A 21,954-nucleotide genomic window follows, 5' to 3' on the forward strand; every position below is an offset into this window, starting at 1 on the left:
TATCATATAATACATGCAAAAGTTACTATTTCTTTTTTTACTGCCACTGATACCATTTTCGTTCCCGTGCCATGCTCAAACGACTTATCGAATGGTGACAAGAAACTACTCTCCGGTTACAGATTCTTATCCCCAAGAGGTTTCTAATTTTAAAAAGGCAGACAGTGTCTACTATTTCACCGTAAAAGTATCCAAAGCTTATGACGATACCTTAAAAAGAAAAGTAGCAGAAAAGGTTCTTTATAGCCCCAATGACATCTATGACGGAGAGGTCGCTTCTTATCTAAACCCCACCCGACTCATTGACTATTCTTCTCCTACTATCGAACTTATAACAGACTCTTTATTCAAAGGCGAAGACAGTATAATGACAATTATAAAAAAGGGCTTGGAGTTTGTATCCCATTATATAAGTTTTGATGATTCTCTAGCCACGGCTATTTCAAGAGGTGATTGCAAAACATTGGATGTAAATCATATCCTTCAAAGAAAGAAAGGTACTTGCAGCGAATATACTAATTTATTCACGGCACTTATGAGAAAGAAAGGAATTCCTTGCCGGTTTGTTGCCGGTTTTATTTTTATACCTGAACAAAAATTCTATGGATGTCATGCCTGGGCCGAATGCTACCTCAAACAATACGGATGGATGGCAGTAGACCCCCAATCCGGAAAAAGCTGGTTACCAACAACTATAATCCAACTTTTTGCCGGAACAGATTATACAGGCTGTGGATTAAACTCTTTTATGGACCTAGTACCCAAGTCTATAGAAATAGTAAAAGAATAAATGTACATCAAAAATATAAAAAGGAAAATAATGCTCAGATAATCATGGAACAACAACCTCAACTCAACGACCACAATAAACAAGAATATCCCCCGATGCATACAGCAGAGCATTTGCTCAATGCCACTATGGTAAAAACATTCGGATGTCCTCGTTCACGAAATGCACATATCGAAAAGAAAAAAAGCAAATGTGATTACGAACTTCCGACTTGCCCAACGGAGGAGCAAATTCATGCCATTGAAGAAAAAGTAAATGAAGCTATCGATCGCCATTTACCTGTAACCTGTGAGTTCATGACACACGAAGAAGCCAAAAGCATTGTGGACCTGAGTAAGCTTCCGGAAAATGCAAGCGAAATATTACGTATTGTCAGAATAGGAGATTACGATGCTTGCGCTTGCATCGGGCAACACGTAGAAAACACATCAGAAATAGGTCTTTTTAAAATTATCAGTTACGACTATGCCGACGGAAAATTACGCCTCAGATTCAAACTGATAAAATAGGTATGTAACAGTCTCAATCAACTAATAGATTATTAACAAAAGTCTTATCAAAGTATAAATACAGGAACAATTTGACAGCAAAATGGTAAAATTGGCATTACCTCCCTGACATTTAGTCAAACTAAGGAAGAATATGGCACTGGCACAAATTTTGTAATTTCTTTAGTGAACGACGGTTCGAAACGACGAACCGGAATTCAAGAATTAATCTGAATGTTTAACTAAAAGATAGGAGACTAAATTATGATGCCTGTTAGAAGATCTCAGAATTGGTTACCAAGTATCTTTAATGATTTCTTTGATAACGAATTAATGGCTAAAGCAAATGCTACCGCACCTGCTATTAATGTAATTGAAACCGATAAGGCCTATAAATTAGAGTTGGCCGCACCAGGGATGACTAAGGAAGATTTCAGCGTACGGATTGATGAAGAAAACAACCTGGTAATTTCAATGGAAAAGAAAGCTGAAAACAAGGAAGAAAAGAAAGACGGTCGCTATTTACGCCGTGAATTTTCATATTCTAAATTCCAGCAGACAATGATTCTGCCGGAGAACGTAGATAAAGATCACATCTCCGCGCAAGTGGAAAACGGTGTCCTGAACATCGAACTACCCAAGTTGAGTGAAGAAGAAGTGAAGAAACCTGACAGAACCATTGAAGTCAAATAAACTCATTGAATTAGTGGAAATTCCTTAATACAAAGGGATTAAAGATCACCCCGGAATCATCTCCCCATTAGAGAGAAAGATTCCGGGGTATTCTTTTATAAAATAAGAGTTGAAGGGTGGCAGTATTTGCGCAATACAGACATTAGTCTTGCTTTATCCACCGGCTTCACGAGATAATCATTGCAACCGGATTTCAGCGCAGCTACCTTGTCGGACTCGAAAGCATGCGCTGTAAGAGCTACAATAGGAATATTCGTATCAAACTTCCGAATCTCAGCTGTTGCCGTCAGTCCGTCCATTACCGGCATTTTCATATCCATCAACAAGAGATCTATTTTATACTCTTTTACCATCGCTACAGCCTGCTCCCCATTCACAGCGTGAAGCAAATTATAATGTTTGGACAACATAGCCGATATCAGCAGATAATTACTTGAAGTATCTTCTACAACCAAGACTGTTTTTCTATCCAAAGCCGAATACTGATTTCCGCTACGTATCAGATCATCTTTACCTGTATTCTGTCCAATGGCGATATTGGACTCCCAACGCATTTGTACCTCCGGATCGCAAGGTAGAACAGCCCAGAAAAGAGATCCCCGGCTATATTCCGATTCAAAACCGACACTTCCTCCCATCGATTCGGTAATAGCCTTACATATAGAGAGTCCAAGACCGGTGCCTTGTGCAAATTCATCCAATTTCTCAAACCGATGAAAGACTTTCCTCTTTTTCTCCTCCGGTATACCGATACCGGTATCCCTTACATAAAGACGGATTCCGGTGTCTACCACCTCGTATCCCATCTCGATAGTTCCCTGCGGCGTATATTTGATGGCATTAGTTACATAATTAGTCACCACTTGTGCAACCCGATTTTTGTCAAGTCTCACCCGGCACACACTATAAGGATTCACCGCGACCAACTGCACTTTAGGATTTGTCACCCGTTGCTTCATTGAAGATGCCATACTATCGAAATATTCTGCCAGATCAAATTCCTCATATTTCAGCTCCACCGAACCGGACTCCAACTTCGACAAATCCAGAATATCATTAATAAGTTTCAGCAGCAATTCGTTATTGGTATTGATAATCTGCATGTATTCTTCTTTATCACCCTGTTCTTCCGAATTCATCAATAGGTCAGAGAAGCCGACAATAGCATTTAGTGGAGTACGGATTTCGTGACTCATATTGGCAAGAAAGGCCGACTTGAGCTTATCCGATTGTTCGGCCAACAATTTCGCCTGTCTCAACTCCTCAATCATCCTCTCCCTGTCAGTAATATCATCCACACGAATGACAATACCGTCGATCTCTTCACTTTCATTAAATACAGGAGTAGCCAGCACTTCTACAATCCGGTTATTCTCCAGATGAAACTTGATCTTTTCCATCTGTCTTGATACCAATACTTTGCTTAGCACACAGTTGTCACAAGGAGAAGTCCGATTATGAGCACTTTTATAACAGCATTCTCCTCTTTTATAAGCCTCAAAAGAGAGGCTGGATGAACAGACAGACACATTTTCCCATTGTACTACATAATCTGTCGTGATATAGGCCAACCCCGAATTAGTGTTATTCAATACCAGTTCATTCTGTCGGATAAGTTTATTCAGCTTTTCTTTATTTTTCAGCAGAGTCAACTCTGTCTGTTTGTAGGATTCGATGCTGATTGACATTCCGGAAACATACTGATAAGGATGATCATTGAGTATGGAGGTTTCAAGTACTCCGCGGGTTTTCCACCATTCATAGTTTCCGTTTCCTCTCAGATCAGCACGATATTCTATATCCCATTCGCCGCTATCCTGTTTGAGCACCGCATCCATTGTATCGACAAACCGTTGCCGATCATCAGGGTGCACACACCCTGCAAACTTTTCAAACGAGTTGATATCCAAAGCATTCCGCCCGATCTTATCAAATCCTTCACCAAAGCTTACCCTTTGTTTCGACGGCTCATAAAACCAGGTATAAGCGTTCATTACTTCCATTGACATAGAGAGCACTTTAGCACGGCGCTTAAGATCATTCTGCAATTTCTGATCCCAGCGGATATTAAGCAACAGACGCTTGGTACCATCATAGATGATATTCTTGCGCACGATGGTATCATAGCTGCGTCCGTCTTTCAATATGATTCTTTCTACCCCAAAATAAGGCTTTCCGGTAGTGAAGACTTCCAGATCTGTTTTCTGCATACGTTCCGCCTGTTCGCTATCCAGAACGCTACATACGGTTTCACCCTCATGGGTGCCGAACATCCGCATGCTTTCTTCATTGCAGAAGACATAACGAAAATCATCTTCCACATCTTTTATATGAATGGGAAGCGGTATGCTGTTCAAAATATTCTCTTGTAGCAGCTTGCGCCTTTGCAGCTCCGTATTGTTTTTACGAAAACCCACATATTTAATTACCTTTCCATCCGTCCCTCTTTCATACGGGGTACAGTTCAGTTTACAATATTGCCATTCGGATGTATCGGACAACCTGATCCGGAAATCTATTTCATACAGACAATCGCAACCACTGAGCATATCCAATAGGATAATCTCCGCTTTTTTCCAATCCTCCGGATGAATCTGTTTCTTATAGTCTTCGATAGTGAGTGCTTGGGTAGGATCATAACCATTAAGAGGTTCATTCTCCGCATAAAACAACCGGGTACAAACATCAAATTCCCACAACATCACCTCAGCAGCCTGCATGGCCAATGCCGTTTTTTGCTTGCTTTGCCGCAATATCTCTTGAGTATGCACAGCTTCAGTCACATCCTGTGCTATGAAAAGAAACTTATCAATCTCCTTATTTTCATCCAGAACGACCGATACAGTAATTTCAAAATAACTGATTCCTGATAAAACAGTCGGATAATGGGCTTTTGCCAGGTCAAAATCATATTTGACCGTAAAACGGATATTCTCTCCCGCACGTAGACGCCTCTTCATCTCCACCGGAATATTCGGATTCTCAAAGATATTGATTCCCAACATATCTTGTTTATCCTTCACTCCCATCATCTTTAGTCCCACACTATTAATCTCTATCAGATACCCATCGCCATCGTACAATTCCATTCCTACAGGAAGATTTTCATAAATGGTCTGCTGAAGTCGATGAATCTGAGAAGGGGTTGATGTTTGTTTGTTCATTACGTAATAACTTTGTATATCTGTTTTTTCCTTCTACAAAAATACACATAAGTTACAAGCTAACGTACATTTACAGAGAAATTTAAGTCTCTCAACCACTTTTCGGAGGCTTTTGAGGCCCTCTTCCATAAAGTCAACCGCTTTTCCGATAGCTCTTCACTGCCCAAACATTGAAAAGCAGTGCAAAGGCCAGCAACGCCCCCAGCTGTGGCAACAAATCAATAAAGCCACTCCCTTTGAGATAAACCATACGCATCACTTGCATAAAATATTTCAGAGGATTGAGCATTGTTATCCATTGCGCCCATTCGGGCATACTACGAATAGGGGTAAACAGCCCGCTCATCAGAATCAGGATCAACATACAGAACCACATAACAAACATAGCTTGCTGCATCGTAGCCGAATGGTTGGAAATGACCAGCCCGAGGCCGGATACAGCCAGGACAAATATAATGGAGAAACAATAGATGACCCAAAAATGCCCCACAGGAAAGATACCATAAAGTGTCCATGCCAAAACAAAGCAAAGAGTCAGGACAACAAAACCGATCAGCCAATAGGGAATCAATTTGGCAAGAATAAAGGTAAACTTTCCGACAGGAGTTACATTGATCTGTTCAATCGTATCGGCTTCTTTCTCCCCTACTATATTTAATGCAGGCAGAAAGCCGCAAAGCATCGTAAGCAACATCACCATCAGGGCCGGAACCATAAACAGCTTATAATCCAAACGGGCATTAAAAAGATTCTGGGTGAGAATATCAATCCGGGGCAGATTTCCGTCGGCAGAGAAAGAGGTGGTACCGCTTTCAGTCCGTAATTCTTCTCCATAGTCATTGACAATGGCAGACAAATAGGAACTTCCCAAGCCACCCTTGGTACCATTCACGGCATTGACAGCCAAAAGTACATTGGCAGCACTGCCATTCACCCAATCCTTCTCGAAGCCTCTGGGTATTTCAAGTAACAGGTCGGCTGTTCCCGCTTCAATCGCCTCCATACCTTTTTCGTAAGAATCCGGCAAAGCAGTGGTCTGAAAGTAAGTTGAAGCCGTTATTTTATCCACCAGCCTGCGGGAAATAACCGAATGGTCATTATCAATTATATTCATCCGGATATTTTTTATCTCAAGATTGGCCGCCCAAGGCATAAGAAGCATAATCATGCAAGGGAAGATAAATATCAACCTCGGCAGGAAGGAGTTGCGGAGCAACTGCTTGAATTCTTTCTCTATAAGATATTTAATCATAACCTGTTTTTGAATTTCTTGAAGCTTATTGTTATCAACAGAACTGCCATCAAAGCCAGAATACTGACTTCAGACCATACAAACGAGATGTCCACTCCCTCGATCATCAACTTACGTACAGCCTGAATATACCAGCGGGCAGGCAGTATATCAGAAATTAATTGCAGCACCAAAGGCATACTTTCTATCGGAAATATCATACCCGAAAGCAACATGGTAGGCATCATCAGTACCAAACCCGAGGCCAGCATGGCAGCTACCTGTGTCCGTGTCACCGTAGAGATAAGTAATCCCAGCGACAACGATACAAAAATGAAAAGCAACGACACCATAATCAGCCAGAACAGGCTGCCTGCCACAGGCACATCGAGTACATAAACAGAAAGCAACAGAATCGTCGTAAGATTGACAAATGACAATACAAAATAGGGAACTGCCTTGGCCAGAATAATAAACAGCGGTTTCACCGGAGACACCAACAGGATCTCCATCGTGCCGGTTTCCTTCTCCCGGACAATAGAGATAGAGGTCATCATGGCACAAATCAACATCAAGATAAGCCCCATCACACCGGGTACAAAATTGTAAGCACTCTTCATCTGAGGGTTATAAAGCAATTTCACATTGGGTACGACAGAAGGCACTGACATTCCGGGAGGAAGCATTTCCTGCCGGACAGCAGCAATCACTCCTGTGGCATAGCCGGCTTGTGTGGTAGCCATATTCGGATCCGTTGCATCGGAAACCACTTGCACACGGGCATCACCTGTATAAAGGCGGTCGGCAAACTGCTCACTGAAAACGAGTGCCATATCTATCTCGTTTTCCTGAAACGCCCTTTCCATCTCTTGCGGAGAATGTAAAAGGCACTTCACGGAAAAGTATTCGCTGGCATCCAGACGATCGATAATTTTGCGTGTGACGATGTCATTTGACGGATCGAGTACGCCCACTCGTACATTTTTCACTTCTGTAGTGATGGCAAAGCCAAAGAGGATAATCTGCACGACAGGCATTCCCAACAAAATCAACATAGTCCGCCGGTCACGGAATATGTGGAAGAATTCCTTTTTTACAAATGCTATAAATTGTTTCATATACTAATCAGCTTTACGCACTGCCTTACGGGCCAGTTGTTGGAATACATCATCCATCGTATCGGCATGAAAATGCGCCTTCAACCCACGGGGGGTGTCGAGTGCTTCGATACGTCCGTCCACCATGATAGATACACGGTTACAATATTCTGCTTCATCCATGTAATGGGTAGTCACAAAGACCGTTATCCCCCGGTCGGCAGCCTGATAAATCAGTTCCCAGAACTGACGGCGGGTAGCCGGATCGACTCCTCCCGTCGGTTCATCAAGAAACACGATCCGGGGATTGTGGAAGATTGAAACGGAAAAGGCCAGTTTCTGTTTCCATCCCAAAGGCAGGCTTTTCACAAGTGTGTCACGCTCTCCGCTGAAGCCCAAGCGATCAAGAAGAGCATCTGTCTTTTCGGCTATTTCCCGATCCTGCATTCCGTAAATTCCGGCAAAGAGGCGGATGTTCTCCCACACTTTAAGGTCCTCATACAACGAAAACTTCTGGCTCATATAACCGATATTCTTCTTTACCTCTTCGGGGTGAGCCGCTACATCAAAACCTGCTACCCACGCCATGCCCGAAGTAGGCTTACTCAGTCCGCAAAGCATGCGCATAGCAGTGGTCTTCCCTGCACCGTTTGCTCCGAGAAATCCGAAGATCTCTCCACGGTTTACCCGAAAGGAGATATGATCGACTGCGGTAAAATGACCGAAACACTTGGTCAATTGATCCACCTCGATGGCAAAATCGTTTCCGGCGTGCACTTCCGTACGTTCCAGACCGGGCGGGCAAAGAATATGGCTGAAACGTTGCAGGATACGTTCCGGCACATCGATACCTTGTATCTCGCCCTCATTGATAAAAGCGATACGGTCGCATTGACGGGCTTCGTCCATGATCGGAGTGGAAACAAGAATTGTGATACCTTGATCCTTAAGATGCCTCAGCATTTCCCAGAACTCCTTGCGCGAAACAGGATCCACACCGGTAGTCGGCTCGTCCAGAAAAAGAATCTCCGGCTTATGAATCAACGCACAACTCAGAGCAAGTTTTTGCTTCATTCCCCCGGATAAAGCTCCTGCCCTGCGTTTACGGAAAGGCTCTATTTGCTGATAGATATCTTTCACCAGATCGTAGTTTTCACGAATGGTCGTATGAAACACGGTAGCGAAAAAGTCAAGATTCTCCTCCACTGTCAGATCCTGATAGAGCGAAAAGCGTCCGGGCATATATCCCACTTGTTGCCGGATTTGTTTGTAGTCTTTCACGACATCGAGTCCGTTCACTGTAGCTGTCCCGCTATCGGCCAGCAACAATGTGGTCAATATCCGGAAGAGAGTGCTCTTACCTGCTCCGTCCGGGCCGATAATACCGAATAATTCGCCGGGATTTACAGAAAAGGTAGCACTTTTCAGGGCTTCTACCTCCCCGTAACGTTTCGTCACGTCATTTACAGATACAGCTGGTTTCATAAGCAGGCATCATTTATAACTTCACTCCTCCGTACATACCTATCTTCAGAAGTCCATCGTTCTTTACCGCTATCTTAACGGCATACACCAGATTGGCACGTTCTTCTTTTGTCAGAATCGTTTTAGGAGTAAACTCCGAACGATCTGAAATCCATGTCACGACACCCGGATATTCCTTACGCTCATCTCCCCCATAATCGGAAAAGACCGTCACCCGATTGCCAAGTTTGACTTGTGAAAGCTGTTCGGAAGTGATATAGGCACGAAGATACATCTGATCGATATCTGCCACCTTAAAAAGAGGTTTACCCACAGCAGCCAGCTCCCCGGCTTCGGCATATTTTGCCAATACAGTACCACTGATAGGCGAAACGACGTGACACTTCGCCAATTGGTCTTCTACTTGTGCCACCTGGATTGCGACTGATGATCCCTGTTCCGTCAAACTGTTCGTACTGTTCTGTAAAGACGACATCTGGGCAGTAAGCTGCCGTTCGAGCAATGCGATCTGTGCCTCCCAATCATCCAGTTGCTTCTGATTGGCGGCTCCGGCTTTCAACAGGTTTTCCACGCGTCTCTTCTCTCTCCGGGCGGTAGCGATCTGCTGCCGGGTAGCAGCAATCTGTTTGTTAACATCCGGACGTTGGCTTTCAACCGACTTCATGCTGGCCTGCAATTGCAGTTTTTTCAGATAGAGTTGTAGCGTATCGATCAGCCCTACTTCTTCGCCTGCTTTCAGCCGGGTACCTTCTTCAACATGAAAGTACAAGAGTTTCCCCGAAGCTTCGGCCGAAACCAGTACTTCCGTAGCTTCGAAAGTTCCCGTGGCATCATAATCCGAAGTTCTGCTTCCACAAGCGGAAAGTAAAGCCAGTAAGTATAGACATCCTATAAATTTCATTGATTTCATAACTGCTATTCTATTTTTGTTTCAGTAATAAGAGAAGTTTAATTATTCGTTGTATACTTCAGTTGATACATGTTCATCAAGAGCTGTACTTCATGCAGCGCCTTGGTTTGTCGCGCCAGGTTCTCGGAAGTCATGTCCCGAAGCATATCGGTTACGGTCATGGTACCATTGGCCACTTTGGCTTCCGAAGCCTTGCGAATACTGGTTCGCAAACGGATTATTTCGTCATCGTCCGCCATCTGCCGGCGCACACTCTCTACGGCACTCCCCTGCTGGGTTGCCTGAAGGCGGGTATTAAACAGGAACACATCCCGATTGCTGTCCAACAGCTGACGATTGGCAGCTATCACCCGCCGGTCGTTGCGTAAAGTATACAAACTACCGAAGTTCCACGACAAGCGGACTCCTGCCACATAGTAAGGCGAGAATTCATTTTTCAACATATTGAGTCCCGGATTACCGTATGCTCCCTGAACAAACAGCCCGAAACGTGGCATCAGCTGAGTTTTCAAAGCTTCTTCCTGCACTTGTAAACGTCCGTTTTGCGCATCAAACCATATCAGCTCCGGACGGTTATTCGCTATCACCGGTATATCCCATTCCGGCACCGGCTTCTGCAAAGAGATCCCGGCAGGCATCTCTTCGCCTGTCAGCAATGCAAGCATAGACAGATAGGCCTGACGAGAGAAGGTCAGTTCTATCCGCTTTTGCCGGGTATTAAGCTGTTCCACACTGACAGCATCCAGATCGGACTGGCTGGCTATGCCATTCTCAATGTACGATGAAATCTGCTTATGGGTACGTTCCAGATCTTCCAGAAAGAGTTGGTTTTGCCTTAACTGTTCGTCCAGTAACAGAATTCCGAAATACACTTGATTCACCCGCTCGGTAAGTGCATACATATCTACGTTCAATTTCTCCCGGTCCACATCCGACGATGCCTTGACCTGCTCTTTTCTCGAACGAATCTCACCGCCGTCCCAAATGTTCTGTTTCAGTTCCAGCATCACCTGATACTGGTCTTTCGGCAAACCTTTGATATCTACTCCGGGAACCTGTACAGGCAATTCCGTAACCTCACTCTGCCAACTGGCCTTACCCGAAAGGGTAAACTGAGGCAGATAACCTTTCGACGCATTGGCCAGATTATATTCTTTTGTCTTCTCTATCAATCCATACTGCCTTACCAGCGGATAGTTTTCCCGGGTTTTCCGTTGACACTCTTCAAGGGTGATCTGTCCATACATCAGCAGGGCAAACAGGGAAAAAGACAAAGAAAAGATAACTCGTTTCATATTCCTATTCCTATTAATTCTTCTTTTCGACAAAGATAGGAAATAAGAACACGCAAGCAGGTTCCAATTGTTTGCAATAATGTTCTATTTGTTCGATTCCCACATAAAAAAAGTATGGGGATGTGTCAAAATCCGTATGATGACACACCCCCATCACATCTGGGAATAATAGTTTCTAAGTCGGTATCACCCTCTTCTGTATACCGGCTCTTTATTTCTTAACCTTTCCGATAAACAGAACATTATTATCATTCTCAGTCAAAGTAGCCGCCAGTTCCTTGAGTTTCTGTTCATCCTGACCGGAGCATTTGCCGGAAGCGATCTGTTTTTCTATCTTTTCAATCAACTGTCCCGGTTCCAGACTCTGTATAAAGTATCCGCGATAAAAGCTATGGCCCGGAGCCGGAATAGGAAGGTTACCGTAAAAGTCGTTCACAAGGCGGAAATAAGAAGAAGCATTCTTCTCAGTGTCTACCAAGACATCTCCACCTCCCTCTCCCTTATTACCCCAGTAGGTGACAATGAAATGATGGGGAAGTCTGTAATATAAATGTATCGGCTTCTCATTCATATTCGGGAAAGTCATCGTGAATTTCGGCAACAGTTTATTGCCGGCGGGATCGTAAGTGAAAAGAGTATCTATACCGGTATGGAAGAAATCGAAATCGCCACAGTTCCTATAAGAGAAAACCTCTCCGTCGAAGTTCATCACCTTCGTTGCGGCAGTTGCCGGAATTTGGTTCAGTATATTCCCTTCGGTATCCACCCTGAAAGCAAGGGGCTCACCTTCCTCGAAAGGCATGTGTACAACAGATAAGCTTCCGTCTTCATTCACCCATATTTTCGCTTTATTAATTTGCATGGGAAGCGGAATATCTTTAATCCATTGTCCGTTGATATCATACATCATGATTCTTTTCCCCACAAAAGGTGTGAAGAAGATATGGCCGTTCTTCTCATCAATACATTCATCGTAGAGGGTGGTGTCATATTCACCGGGACCGCTTCCTACGGAACCGACATTATACAGGAACTTACCATCCCTGTCAAACAGTTTAAACACATCCTGGTTTCCCTGGCGGATACCGATATGCTTATCGGTAGCATTGATAAACCAGGCTTTGAAGTATGCCTCTTCAGAGGTCTCAAAACGCACAATGCGACAGTCTTCCACAAACTCGCTGAGCGGCACTTCTATCGTGTCTTTTACAGCCGATAAGTCACATACCGTCAGTTTGTTTCCGTTGCTTTCGATAGTAGTTACGCTTCCATCGTTTGCTTCCATAACTTTAGATTCCCGGGGGGAAGTGTTGCAAGCGGATAGGCATCCCAGCAACAAAGCGGAGGACAGGAGTAGATAAGAGGTTTTCATGCAGAATTATATTTAAGTTATTAATTACTAACAAATATACGAATAGTTCGTAACTCCGGATTGTTTGTACGGATAAATTTGATTCCGATTAAATTATATTAACTGTTTTGAAACAAACTCCACACTACCGTCTGCCCTTCATTACCCCAATGACAGCCACACTCTTCAGCCCGGCCGGGAGATCAGGTTCCGGTCCGGATGTATCTTTCGGTTCGCGGGAGCATGCATTAAATTTCATTCTTTTATGGGATAAAATATGCTATTCTTTATATCGGGCCTGCTTATAAATCGTATATTTTACCTAAGTTTGCCGTGTGATAAAAACAGATTTATGGAAAAGAACAAACCTCTGGAACTGGCGCTCGACCTGCTGAAACACAGCAATATCGTACGCAATAACGAATATCGCTTTGTCACCCCCGATTTCGGGATTGTCATCAGCTTCACCCATATGGAAAGCCGCCTGTTCCGTCTGGGACAGCCCTACCGGCTGAAAGAAGGAAGAATTATCCGGGGCCTACGCGGCAAAGCCCGGATCACAATCAACCTGATAGAGTACAACATATATCCCCAAACCATTGCCACATTCCTCCCCGGCTCTATCATCGAACTTTTGGAATTCACACCCGATTGTGATTTTCAGATGATTGCAGCCGACAAAGATTTCCTTCCGCTCCTGCGAGGCGACCAGCTCTTTGAATCGCATACACGGCAAAACCTTGTCATGCAGGTGACGGATACCGAATGGAAACTGTCAGATGCATATTTCACGCTGATATGGGGCACGGTTCAGGAAGTCCCTTTCCGCCGGGAAGTGGTGCAGCATCTGCTTGCAGCCTTGTTGCACAACATAAAGTATATACGCACGGAAGAAGCGAACGACACTTCCCGCAGGTTTTCACATCAGGAAGAAATATTCTGGCGGTTCATCGCATTGGTGAACGAGTTCAGCAAAAACGAACGCACCGTGGGCTTCTATGCCGACAAGTTATGCCTGCCCCCACGTTACCTGAACACCCTGATCCGGCAGGTCAGTCACCAGACAGTAATGGAATGGATCAACCAGTCCGTTATTCTCGAAGCAAAAGTGTTATTGAAACACAGCAATCTGCTTGTTTACCAAATCTCGGACGAACTTCATTTTCCGAATCCCTCTTTCTTCTGCAAGTTCTTTAAGCGAATGACGGGAATGACTCCACAGGAATATCAAAAAAGGTGAATTCACCTTGATATCCTTACTGCATATTTACCTGCCATTTTATTGTTATTTCCACTTGTTTGCTTACTCACACTTTTATCAAAACAGGTATAATAGAGGACAGTATTGCATACAGAACGCATACAAAACGCAAAATAATGCAGAATCGGATCGGAATATTCAATAAAGATGCTCTTTTCCTAAGGAACCAAAGTGGTATTTCTTTAAAAGAGAGGCGGCATTAGTTTAAAACAAAAGCTCTATTTCATTAAAACAAACGTTGCATCAGGTATAAAGAAAGCGTAAGAAGCTTCCTATCGTCCGCTTATCTACTTTTCAGCATAGACAATCCCTCTGTTTACCCAATAGCAATCGGCGTGCAAAAGCGCGATGCAGACAACACATGCAACAAGGAAAGAGAAAAACAGCCGCCATAATGCGACTCTACAGACAATAAAAGTAACTTATTGAAAAACAGGAACAGGAATATAAGCCGTTATTTGATAGCCCATAAACAAACTACCCGATATAGCGTAAGCTACATCGGGTAGAAAATACAAAACGGCATAATCAGCACTTTGCTATTTAAACTCTTCCAATACCAGTTTAAGTTCATCGATGGTCAGTTCTCCCACTTGTCTCCACAATTCGTGCCCGCGCTGCAAGAGAATAAAAGCCGGGGCTGTCTCGATATTGAACGAATCTGCCACTGCCTTATCCTCCACGATATTCACTTTAATCACCTCGGAAACTTGCTTCTCGTAAGTCCGTACTACAGGTTCCAGCCATTCATAATGAGGAGACCAGTCTGCATAAAATTCCACCAACACCAGACGGTTCGTTCCGGATACGGCATCCAATTGCTCTGCTATATTCATTATTACACTCTTTATTGATTTATATGTACTCTCAACAACAGGCAGCAGAAAAAGTTCCGGTTTTCAGGATTGTTAAGCAAAAGTGAATGTACCGGAAGATTCACCGCAGATTAACCGACGACACAGATTCATAATTCAATCCGATTTATATCTTCTCCGTGCATAGTGTCTGCCAATCTGTGGTGAAGCCCTAAAGTCCTTACTTATACTCTTCCCACGACTTGATCGCTATATCGTCAATGTCCATCGTGCAGAACGCATTGATAAACGCGCTCGCCAGGCGGGCATTAGTGATCAGCGGGATGTTGAGGTCGATAGCGGCACGACGGATCTTGTAACCATTGTCCAGTTCACCGGCAGTCAGATTCTTGGGAATATTGACCACCATGTCGATCTCTTTCTTATGCAACATCTCGAGTGCCTGGGGATGTCCCTCTTCACTGGGCCAATAAACACGGGTGTTCTCCACACCATTCTCGGTAAGGAACTTGCTGGAACCTCCTGTCGCGAAAATATCATATCCCTTCTTCTGCAACATACGGGCTGCCTCAAGCATATCCACTTTCTGCTTCGGTGTTCCGGTAGAAAGCAGAATCTTCTTCTTCGGGATGCGATAACCCACGGAAAGCATAGCCTTGAGCACGGCACAGGAAGTATCGCTGCCAATGCAACCCACTTCACCGGTCGAAGCCATATCCACTCCCAATACAGGGTCGGCTTTCTGGAGGCGGTTGAAAGAGAACTGGCTCGCCTTAATCCCGACATAATCGAGTTCGAACAGATTCTTCTCCGGCTTCTCAACAGGCAGGCCGAGCATGACTTTCGTGGCAAGTTCGATAAAATTGATCTTCAATACCTTGCTGACGAAGGGGAACGAACGGCTGGCACGAAGATTACACTCGATCACCTTTATATCATTGTCTTTAGCCAGATACTGAATGTTGAACGGGCCGGAGATATTGAGCGCCTTGGCTATCTCACGACTGATGCGTTTAATGCGACGAACCGTCTCTACATACAACTTCTGCGGCGGAAACTGGATAGTGGCGTCACCGGAATGTACTCCCGCAAACTCAATGTGTTCGGAGATTGCATAAGCGATGATTTCACCGTTCTGTGCCACAGCATCCATCTCCACCTCCTTGGCATGTTCGATGAACTGGCTGACCACTACCGGATGCTTCTTCGATACGTTGGCCGCCAGTTGCAGAAAGCGTTCCAGCTCTTCTTGGTTGGAGCATACGTTCATTGCCGCACCACTGAGCACATATGACGGACGGACAAGCACAGGGAAACCTACCTTATCGACAAACGAGTTAATGTCCTCAAGTGAAGTAAGGGCACGCCACTCCGGTTGATCCACTCCGATACGGTCGAGCATGGCGGAGAATTTGTCGCGGTCCTCGGCATTGTCGATGCTCTGGGCGGATGTTCCGAGAATGTGGATGTTCTGGGCATCGAGACGCAGGGCGAGATTGTTAGGTATCTGTCCGCCGGTGGAAACAATGACTCCGTGCGGATTCTCCAGTTCAAGGACATCCATCACGCGTTCGAACGTCAGTTCGTCAAAGTAAAGCCGGTCACACATATCATAGTCGGTCGATACGGTTTCGGGATTATAGTTGATCATCACCGAACGCCATCCTTCCTTACGGATCGTATTAAGCGCCTGCACCCCGCACCAGTCGAACTCCACGGAAGAACCGATCCGGTAGGCACCCGAACCGAGAACGACGATAGAACGATGGTCACCCAGGTAAGTGACGTCGTTGGCTGTGCCGCTATAGGTCAGGTAAAGATAATTGGTCTGTGCCGGATATTCGGCAGCCAGCGTATCGATTTGCTTCACCACGGGAACAATGCCCAGGCTCTTACGGTAATTGCGGACATAAAGGCTGCCGTCTTCCATATCACCTTCGTAGCCGATGGCACGTGCAATCTGGAAATCGGAGAATCCCTGACGCTTGGCTTGCTTGAGCAGGTCGGCAGGCAAGTCGGCTATCTGCTTGTGATTGTTCCCCCACTGATGGAGTTCCTCAGAAGTATTCATGATATTCATCAATTTCTGGAGGAACCACTTGTCGATCTTAGTCAGTTCGTGCACCTGATCGATGGTATATCCGGCACGGAAAGCCTTCGAGATGACAAAGATACGTTTATCGGTCGGTTCGTGCAGTGCTTTGTCGATGTCGGGGATAACGAGTTCCTTGTTTTCCACAAAACCATGCATCCCCTGTCCGATCATTCGCAAGCCCTTCTGAATCGCTTCCTCAAAAGTGCGGCCAATGGCCATTACCTCACCGACGGACTTCATCGAAGAGCCGAGTTCCTTGTCCACACCGTGGAACTTACCGAGGTCCCAACGCGGAATTTTGCAGACTACATAATCGAGTGCCGGCTCAAAGAAGGCACTGGTGGTTTTCGTCACAGAGTTCTTCAGGTCGAACAACCCGTAGCCAAGTCCGAGTTTTGCAGCCACAAAGGCAAGTGGATAACCGGTAGCCTTGGAAGCCAGGGCAGACGAACGGCTCAGGCGGGCATTCACCTCGATCACGCGATAGTCTTCACTTTCGGGGTCGAAAGCATATTGCACGTTACATTCTCCCACAATGCCGATGTGGCGGATGATGCGGATGGCGAGCTCGCGCAGTTTATGATACTCCTTATTGGTCAGGGTTTGTGAAGGAGCTATCACGATAGACTCACCGGTATGGATGCCCAGCGGGTCGAAATTCTCCATATTGCAGACCGTGATACAGTTGTCAAAACGGTCACGCACCACCTCGTACTCCACCTCCTTCCAGCCACGGAGGCTCTTCTCAACCAATACCTGCGGAGAGAAGGAGAAAGCTTTTTCCACGAGTAGGTCCAGTTCTTCTTCATTGTCACAAAAACCCGAACCCAATCCGCCCAGTGCGTAAGCTGCACGGACAATGACCGGATAGCCTAATTCCCGGGCAGCACGACGGGCGTCTTCTGCGTTCTCCACCGCCTCGCTCTTGATGGTCTTCACATCGATCTCGTTCAGCTTGTCGACGAAAAGTTCACGGTCCTCGGTGTCGATAATGGCCTGTACGGGAGTTCCCAGAACTTTCACATTATATTTCTCCAGAATCCCTTCGCGGTAAAGGGCGACCCCGCAGTTCAATGCCGTCTGTCCGCCAAAGGCGAGCATAATGCCTTCGGGACGTTCCTTCCGGATCACCTTCTCCACAAAGTAGGGTGTCACGGGAAGGAAGTATATCTGGTCGGCCACGCCTTCCGATGTTTGCACGGTAGCGATGTTGGGGTTGATCAGGATGGTTTCAATGCCCTCCTCTTTCAAGGCTTTGAGTGCTTGGGAACCGGAATAATCAAATTCACCGGCCTCACCGATCTTCAAGGCACCGGAACCAAGCAGCAGTACTTTCTTTATATTGTTTTCTTTCATTATTATAATGTTTTTGAGTTTGTTTTACCACAGAGTAACACAGAGTTCCACAGAGATTATTTTCTCTTAACATCTTATAAACAAGAAATTAAAACTCTGTGAGACTCCGTGTTACTCTGTGGTAAAACAGATTCGTTTCTATCTCTTTATGCAGAATATACTTTAGAGCAACTTCACGAACTCGTCGAAGAGGAACTCCGTATCCGTGGGTCCGCTGGCTGCTTCCGGATGGAACTGTGCAGAGAACCAGGGATTCGTCTTATGGCGTATTCCTTCGTTAGAGCCATCATTCATATTGATAAACAGCGGTTCCCAGTCGGTGCCAAGTGTATTATTGTCTACCGCATAACCATGATTCTGCGAAGTGATGAAACAACGTTCCGTGCCAACCATGCGTACCGGCTGGTTGTGGCTGCGATGCCCGTATTTCAGCTTGTATATTTTAGCCCCTCCGGCTTTGCTCAGCAACTGGTTACCCATGCAGATACCGAAAATAGGTAACTTGGGATTCTGCATCGCTTTACGGATGTTCTGCACGGCAGCATCACACGTATCCGGATCACCCGGTCCGTTGGAGATGAAGAGTCCGTCGAACTTCAGATGATTGAAATCATAATTCCAGGGTACACGGATCACTTCCACATCCCGGCGAAGCAGGCAACGGATAATGTTCGTCTTCACACCGCAATCCACAAGCACCACTTTCTTCTTGTCCGCCCCCTCGTTATAACGGATCACCTCTTTGCATGAAACCTTGTCTACGTAGTTCACTCCACTGTATACAGCTTCCGGAGCACTCTCCGGTTCATCGTCAAATACGATCCGTCCCATCATCACCCCATGTTCACGCAACACTTTGGTCAGTTCACGGGTATCGATCCCTGTAATGCCCGGCACCTGCTCACGCTTCAGCCAGTCAGCCAGACTCTCAACGGCATTCCAATGACTGTATTCCTGTGAGTAATCGCTTACGATAATAGCTTCGGCATGGATGCGTTCGCTCTCCATAAACGTAGCCAGTCCGTTGGGCTCTATGCTAAAAGGAGGTACACCATAGTTGCCCACCAGCGGATACGTCAGTGTCATCAACTGCCCCGCATACGAAGGGTCGGTCAGACTCTCCGGATAACCGGTCATGGCGGTATTGAACACTACTTCACCTGCCACGGGCTTTTCGTAACCGAACGACTTACCGTGGAAACGGCTCCCGTCGTCAAGGATCAAAGTCACATTCTTCATTCTTATCTTTTCTTTATTTAAGTTCACCTTTCTTTTAAAATTGGTACACCTGCTCGATGTAGTTAATAAATGCTTCGTTCAGCAGCTTCACCCCGCCCGGTGTAGGATAGTTGCCACTGAAGTACCAGTCTCCCGTATGATTGGGACACGCCTCGTGCAGCCCCTCGAGCGGCTGATAGACAATCTGCACTTTCGCTTTCGTTCCTTTCGGCGTCAGCAGTTCCACCATCTTCTCCGAAATCTCCTCATCGGTGAAAGGAGCATAAATATCCTTCACATAGTTTACCATCTGCTCTTTCGGCAGTCCCACCTGATCTTTCGACTTCCGGTAAGCCGATGCGATCACATCTTTCATATCCCGGTCCTTCAGCAATTCAATTGCAGCTTTAAAGGCGATGAATTCGGACATCTTCGCCATATCAATACCGTAATAGTCGGGATAGCGAACTTGCGGAGAAGAAGAGACGATGACTATCTTCTTCGGTCCCAGACGGTCGAGGATACCGATAATACTCTGTTTCAGAGTAGTACCGCGAACAATGCTGTCGTCGATAATCACCAGATTGTCGATACCGGAACGGAGACTGCCGTATGTGATGTCATATACGTGTGCTGCCAAGTCATTCCGGCTATTGCCCTCGGCAATGAAAGTGCGCAGTTTGATATCTTTGATAGCCACTTTCTCCGAACGGATACGGCGGGACAGAATCACTTCCAGTTCATCGTGATCCGGATGATGTCCCAGGCTCGCAATCTGCCGCACCTTCTCTTCATTCAGATAATTGTCCAGCCCCTGAAGCATACCGTAAAATGCCACCTCTGCCGTATTCGGGATGAACGAGAAGACGGTATGGTCGAGGTCATTATCAATCGCTTTCAGGATGTTCGGAACCAGTTTCTCACCCAGTTGTTTTCTCTCCTTGTAAATATCCGCGTCACTGCCTCGCGAGAAGTAGATCCGCTCGAACGAACAGGCTTTCTTCTCCCGTGCCTTATTGATCTGTGCCGTACGCAACTTTCCCTCTTTACTGATCAGGAGGGCCTGTCCCGGCAGTAATTCCCTGATTTCTCCTATCGGAACATTGAGTGCCGTCTGAATCACCGGACGTTCGGAAGCAAGCACCGCAATCTCGTCATCCTGATACCAGAACGCCGGACGAATCCCCCACGGGTCACGCAATGCAAAGCTCTCTCCGCTACCGGTCAGTCCGCACATCACATACCCCCCGTCCCATTCTTTACTCGACGTGCGCAACACGTTGGCAAGGTCGATGTGGTCCTCAATGTAATGCGTCACGCCCATGCCGGTCAGGCCTTCAGCCTCAGCCAGGTTAAAGAGACGTTCCACTTCACGGTCGAGCCTGTGCCCCACTTGTTCCAACATAATATACGTATCGGCATACTTACGGGGATGCTGGCCGATGGCTGTGATACGGGCAAAAATTTCATCCACATTAGTCATGTTGAAGTTGCCGCAAAGAGCAAGATTCTTCGCCCGCCAGTTATTTCTTCTGAGAAACGGATGAACATAAGATATCCCGGATTTTCCGGTAGTCGAGTAACGCAGATGCCCCATATAAGCTTCTCCGGCAAAAGGCAGCGTCCGTTTGGCAAACGCGGCATCGTGCAACTGTTCTTTGCTCAGATCCTTGAAGTTGCTTTGTACTGTCTCAAATATCTCGGTGATGGCACCGGAACCCAATGCCCGCTCACGGAACATATACTCCTCACCCGGATTTGCTTCCAGTTTCACACACGCCAGACCGGCACCTTCCTGACCACGGTTATGCTGCTTTTCCATCAGCAGATAGAGCTTATTCAGCCCGTACATCCACGTTCCGTACTTCTTTTCATAGTACTCCAGCGGTTTAAGCAAACGTATCATGGCAACGCCACATTCATGTTTCAGTTGTTCCATCTATTCTCTATTTAGCAGTTTACGCGAATCAAAAATTAAAGGACTTATCGTTTTTCCCAAGAGTTCAAACATATCTGCTCCAACTCTTGATTCGTATTATTTATACATGGGTTATCGAACTCACTCCATAGTCACACTCTCTTCCCTTATCCCGGTCGCTTCATCTTTCCCGCCTTGCAACAGTGTGTCAGAAAAAGCCTCTCTAATTATCAACGAATCAGAGCACTTTAATGTTTCCGGCCTCACAGCACGAGAAGCCGTTATCTTACAAAACTGATGCATCGGGCGGAAAGAAGAAAAGGAATAAACGGGTACCTCTGTATAGGTACTGTTACGGAAGATGTAACTTTGGGATGGAAATTCTTGGAGGATAACGGTGGGAGTCTCGATAATGCCGTCAGAAGCAAACACGAACGTTTCGCCTTGCGGCCGATATACATTTAACAGCTGGTTGTCGTTGATGATCGCTACCCCGGCGCTGTCGTATCCGCGATACTTCAGTCGCTTCAGCCCCTTGATAAGGATGGGGTAGGCTTCTCTCTTACCAATGTAGCCTACGATTCCACACATATTATCCTTTTTTGTTTTCGCGTGCAAAGATACACAATCTATATGACATAAAGATAAGCTTTCCTATAAATATTTGACATAAACGTACAAAAAAGTTGTTTTAATACCAAAACGTTAAATAATCTATTATTTCAATCTCAAAAAGAAAGAGATTATGATTGTTTAACGATAGAATGGAAGCAACTTACAGATCGAA

16 protein-coding genes are annotated in these 21,954 nt (G+C 45.6%); 4 read left to right on the forward strand and 12 right to left on the reverse strand.

Annotated elements, in window-relative coordinates; translation table 11 throughout:
• The first annotated feature begins 13 nt into the window (after positions 1–13).
• From BSHG_RS05355 to BSHG_RS05345, 3 genes are all read left to right on the forward strand, one after another.
• The gene (locus tag BSHG_RS05355; RefSeq protein ID WP_008660541.1) at positions 14–790 is read left to right on the forward strand and encodes a transglutaminase-like domain-containing protein; all 777 of its coding nucleotides are present in this window, start codon (positions 14–16) and stop codon (positions 788–790) included.
• Positions 791–834: 44 nt separating this feature from the next.
• Positions 835–1,299: a hypothetical protein gene (locus tag BSHG_RS05350; protein ID WP_005793399.1), complete on the forward strand. Its 465-nt coding sequence runs from the start codon at positions 835–837 to the stop codon at positions 1,297–1,299.
• Between the two features lie 243 nt (positions 1,300–1,542).
• Positions 1,543–1,971, forward strand: a complete 429-nt coding sequence (locus BSHG_RS05345) for an Hsp20/alpha crystallin family protein (RefSeq protein WP_005788218.1) — start codon at positions 1,543–1,545, stop codon at positions 1,969–1,971.
• 95 nt (positions 1,972–2,066) lie between these two features.
• On the opposite strand, the gene BSHG_RS05340 is transcribed toward BSHG_RS05345, so the two are convergent.
• The 7 genes from BSHG_RS05340 to BSHG_RS05310 all read right to left on the reverse strand — a co-directional run bounded on the left by BSHG_RS05340 (position 2,067) and on the right by BSHG_RS05310 (position 12,525).
• Complete coding sequence (locus BSHG_RS05340; RefSeq protein WP_008660543.1) at positions 2,067–5,135, reverse strand: response regulator; 3,069 nt, start codon at positions 5,133–5,135, stop codon at positions 2,067–2,069.
• Positions 5,136–5,268: 133 nt separating this feature from the next.
• Positions 5,269–6,387 (reverse strand): ABC transporter permease, encoded by a 1,119-nt coding sequence (locus BSHG_RS05335; protein ID WP_008660544.1) that lies wholly within the window; start codon positions 6,385–6,387, stop codon positions 5,269–5,271.
• Entirely contained in the window at positions 6,384–7,484 is a 1,101-nt protein-coding gene (locus tag BSHG_RS05330) for an ABC transporter permease (RefSeq protein WP_005788223.1), read from the reverse strand. The genes BSHG_RS05335 and BSHG_RS05330 overlap by 4 nt, the downstream gene beginning before the upstream one ends.
• Before the next feature lie 3 nt (positions 7,485–7,487).
• The gene (locus BSHG_RS05325) at positions 7,488–8,948 is read right to left on the reverse strand and encodes an ATP-binding cassette domain-containing protein (protein WP_008660546.1); all 1,461 of its coding nucleotides are present in this window, start codon (positions 8,946–8,948) and stop codon (positions 7,488–7,490) included.
• A gap of 13 nt (positions 8,949–8,961) precedes the next feature.
• On the reverse strand, positions 8,962–9,858 hold the full coding sequence (locus BSHG_RS05320) for an HlyD family secretion protein (protein WP_005788227.1): 897 nt from the start codon (positions 9,856–9,858) through the stop codon (positions 8,962–8,964).
• Positions 9,859–9,896: 38 nt separating this feature from the next.
• Positions 9,897–11,153, reverse strand: a complete 1,257-nt coding sequence (locus BSHG_RS05315) for a TolC family protein (protein ID WP_008660547.1) — start codon at positions 11,151–11,153, stop codon at positions 9,897–9,899.
• A gap of 211 nt (positions 11,154–11,364) precedes the next feature.
• Complete coding sequence (locus BSHG_RS05310) at positions 11,365–12,525, reverse strand: 6-bladed beta-propeller (RefSeq protein WP_008660548.1); 1,161 nt, start codon at positions 12,523–12,525, stop codon at positions 11,365–11,367.
• A gap of 331 nt (positions 12,526–12,856) precedes the next feature.
• Between BSHG_RS05310 and BSHG_RS05305 the strand changes: the two genes are divergently transcribed.
• On the forward strand, positions 12,857–13,744 hold the full coding sequence (locus BSHG_RS05305) for a helix-turn-helix transcriptional regulator (protein WP_008660549.1): 888 nt from the start codon (positions 12,857–12,859) through the stop codon (positions 13,742–13,744).
• A gap of 560 nt (positions 13,745–14,304) precedes the next feature.
• On the opposite strand, the gene BSHG_RS05300 is transcribed toward BSHG_RS05305, so the two are convergent.
• The 5 genes from BSHG_RS05300 to BSHG_RS23785 all read right to left on the reverse strand — a co-directional run bounded on the left by BSHG_RS05300 (position 14,305) and on the right by BSHG_RS23785 (position 21,758).
• Positions 14,305–14,601, reverse strand: coding sequence for a thioredoxin family protein (locus BSHG_RS05300; protein WP_005788237.1), 297 nt, complete (start codon positions 14,599–14,601; stop codon positions 14,305–14,307).
• Positions 14,602–14,800: 199 nt separating this feature from the next.
• Positions 14,801–18,031, reverse strand: coding sequence for a carbamoyl-phosphate synthase (glutamine-hydrolyzing) large subunit (gene carB / locus BSHG_RS0220615; RefSeq protein WP_005788239.1), 3,231 nt, complete (start codon positions 18,029–18,031; stop codon positions 14,801–14,803).
• Between the two features lie 162 nt (positions 18,032–18,193).
• Complete coding sequence (gene carA / locus BSHG_RS0220620; RefSeq protein WP_005788241.1) at positions 18,194–19,270, reverse strand: glutamine-hydrolyzing carbamoyl-phosphate synthase small subunit; 1,077 nt, start codon at positions 19,268–19,270, stop codon at positions 18,194–18,196.
• Positions 19,271–19,304: 34 nt separating this feature from the next.
• A complete protein-coding gene (locus BSHG_RS05295) occupies positions 19,305–21,188 on the reverse strand; it encodes an amidophosphoribosyltransferase (protein ID WP_005793382.1) in 1,884 nt (627 codons plus the stop codon).
• A 120-nt stretch (positions 21,189–21,308) separates the two neighbouring features.
• Complete coding sequence (locus BSHG_RS23785) at positions 21,309–21,758, reverse strand: glucosamine--fructose-6-phosphate aminotransferase (protein WP_005815449.1); 450 nt, start codon at positions 21,756–21,758, stop codon at positions 21,309–21,311.
• Between the last annotated feature and the right edge of the window lie 196 nt (positions 21,759–21,954).

The organism is Bacteroides sp. 3_2_5, from assembly GCF_000159855.2.
GTDB lineage: Bacteria > Bacteroidota > Bacteroidia > Bacteroidales > Bacteroidaceae > Bacteroides > Bacteroides fragilis.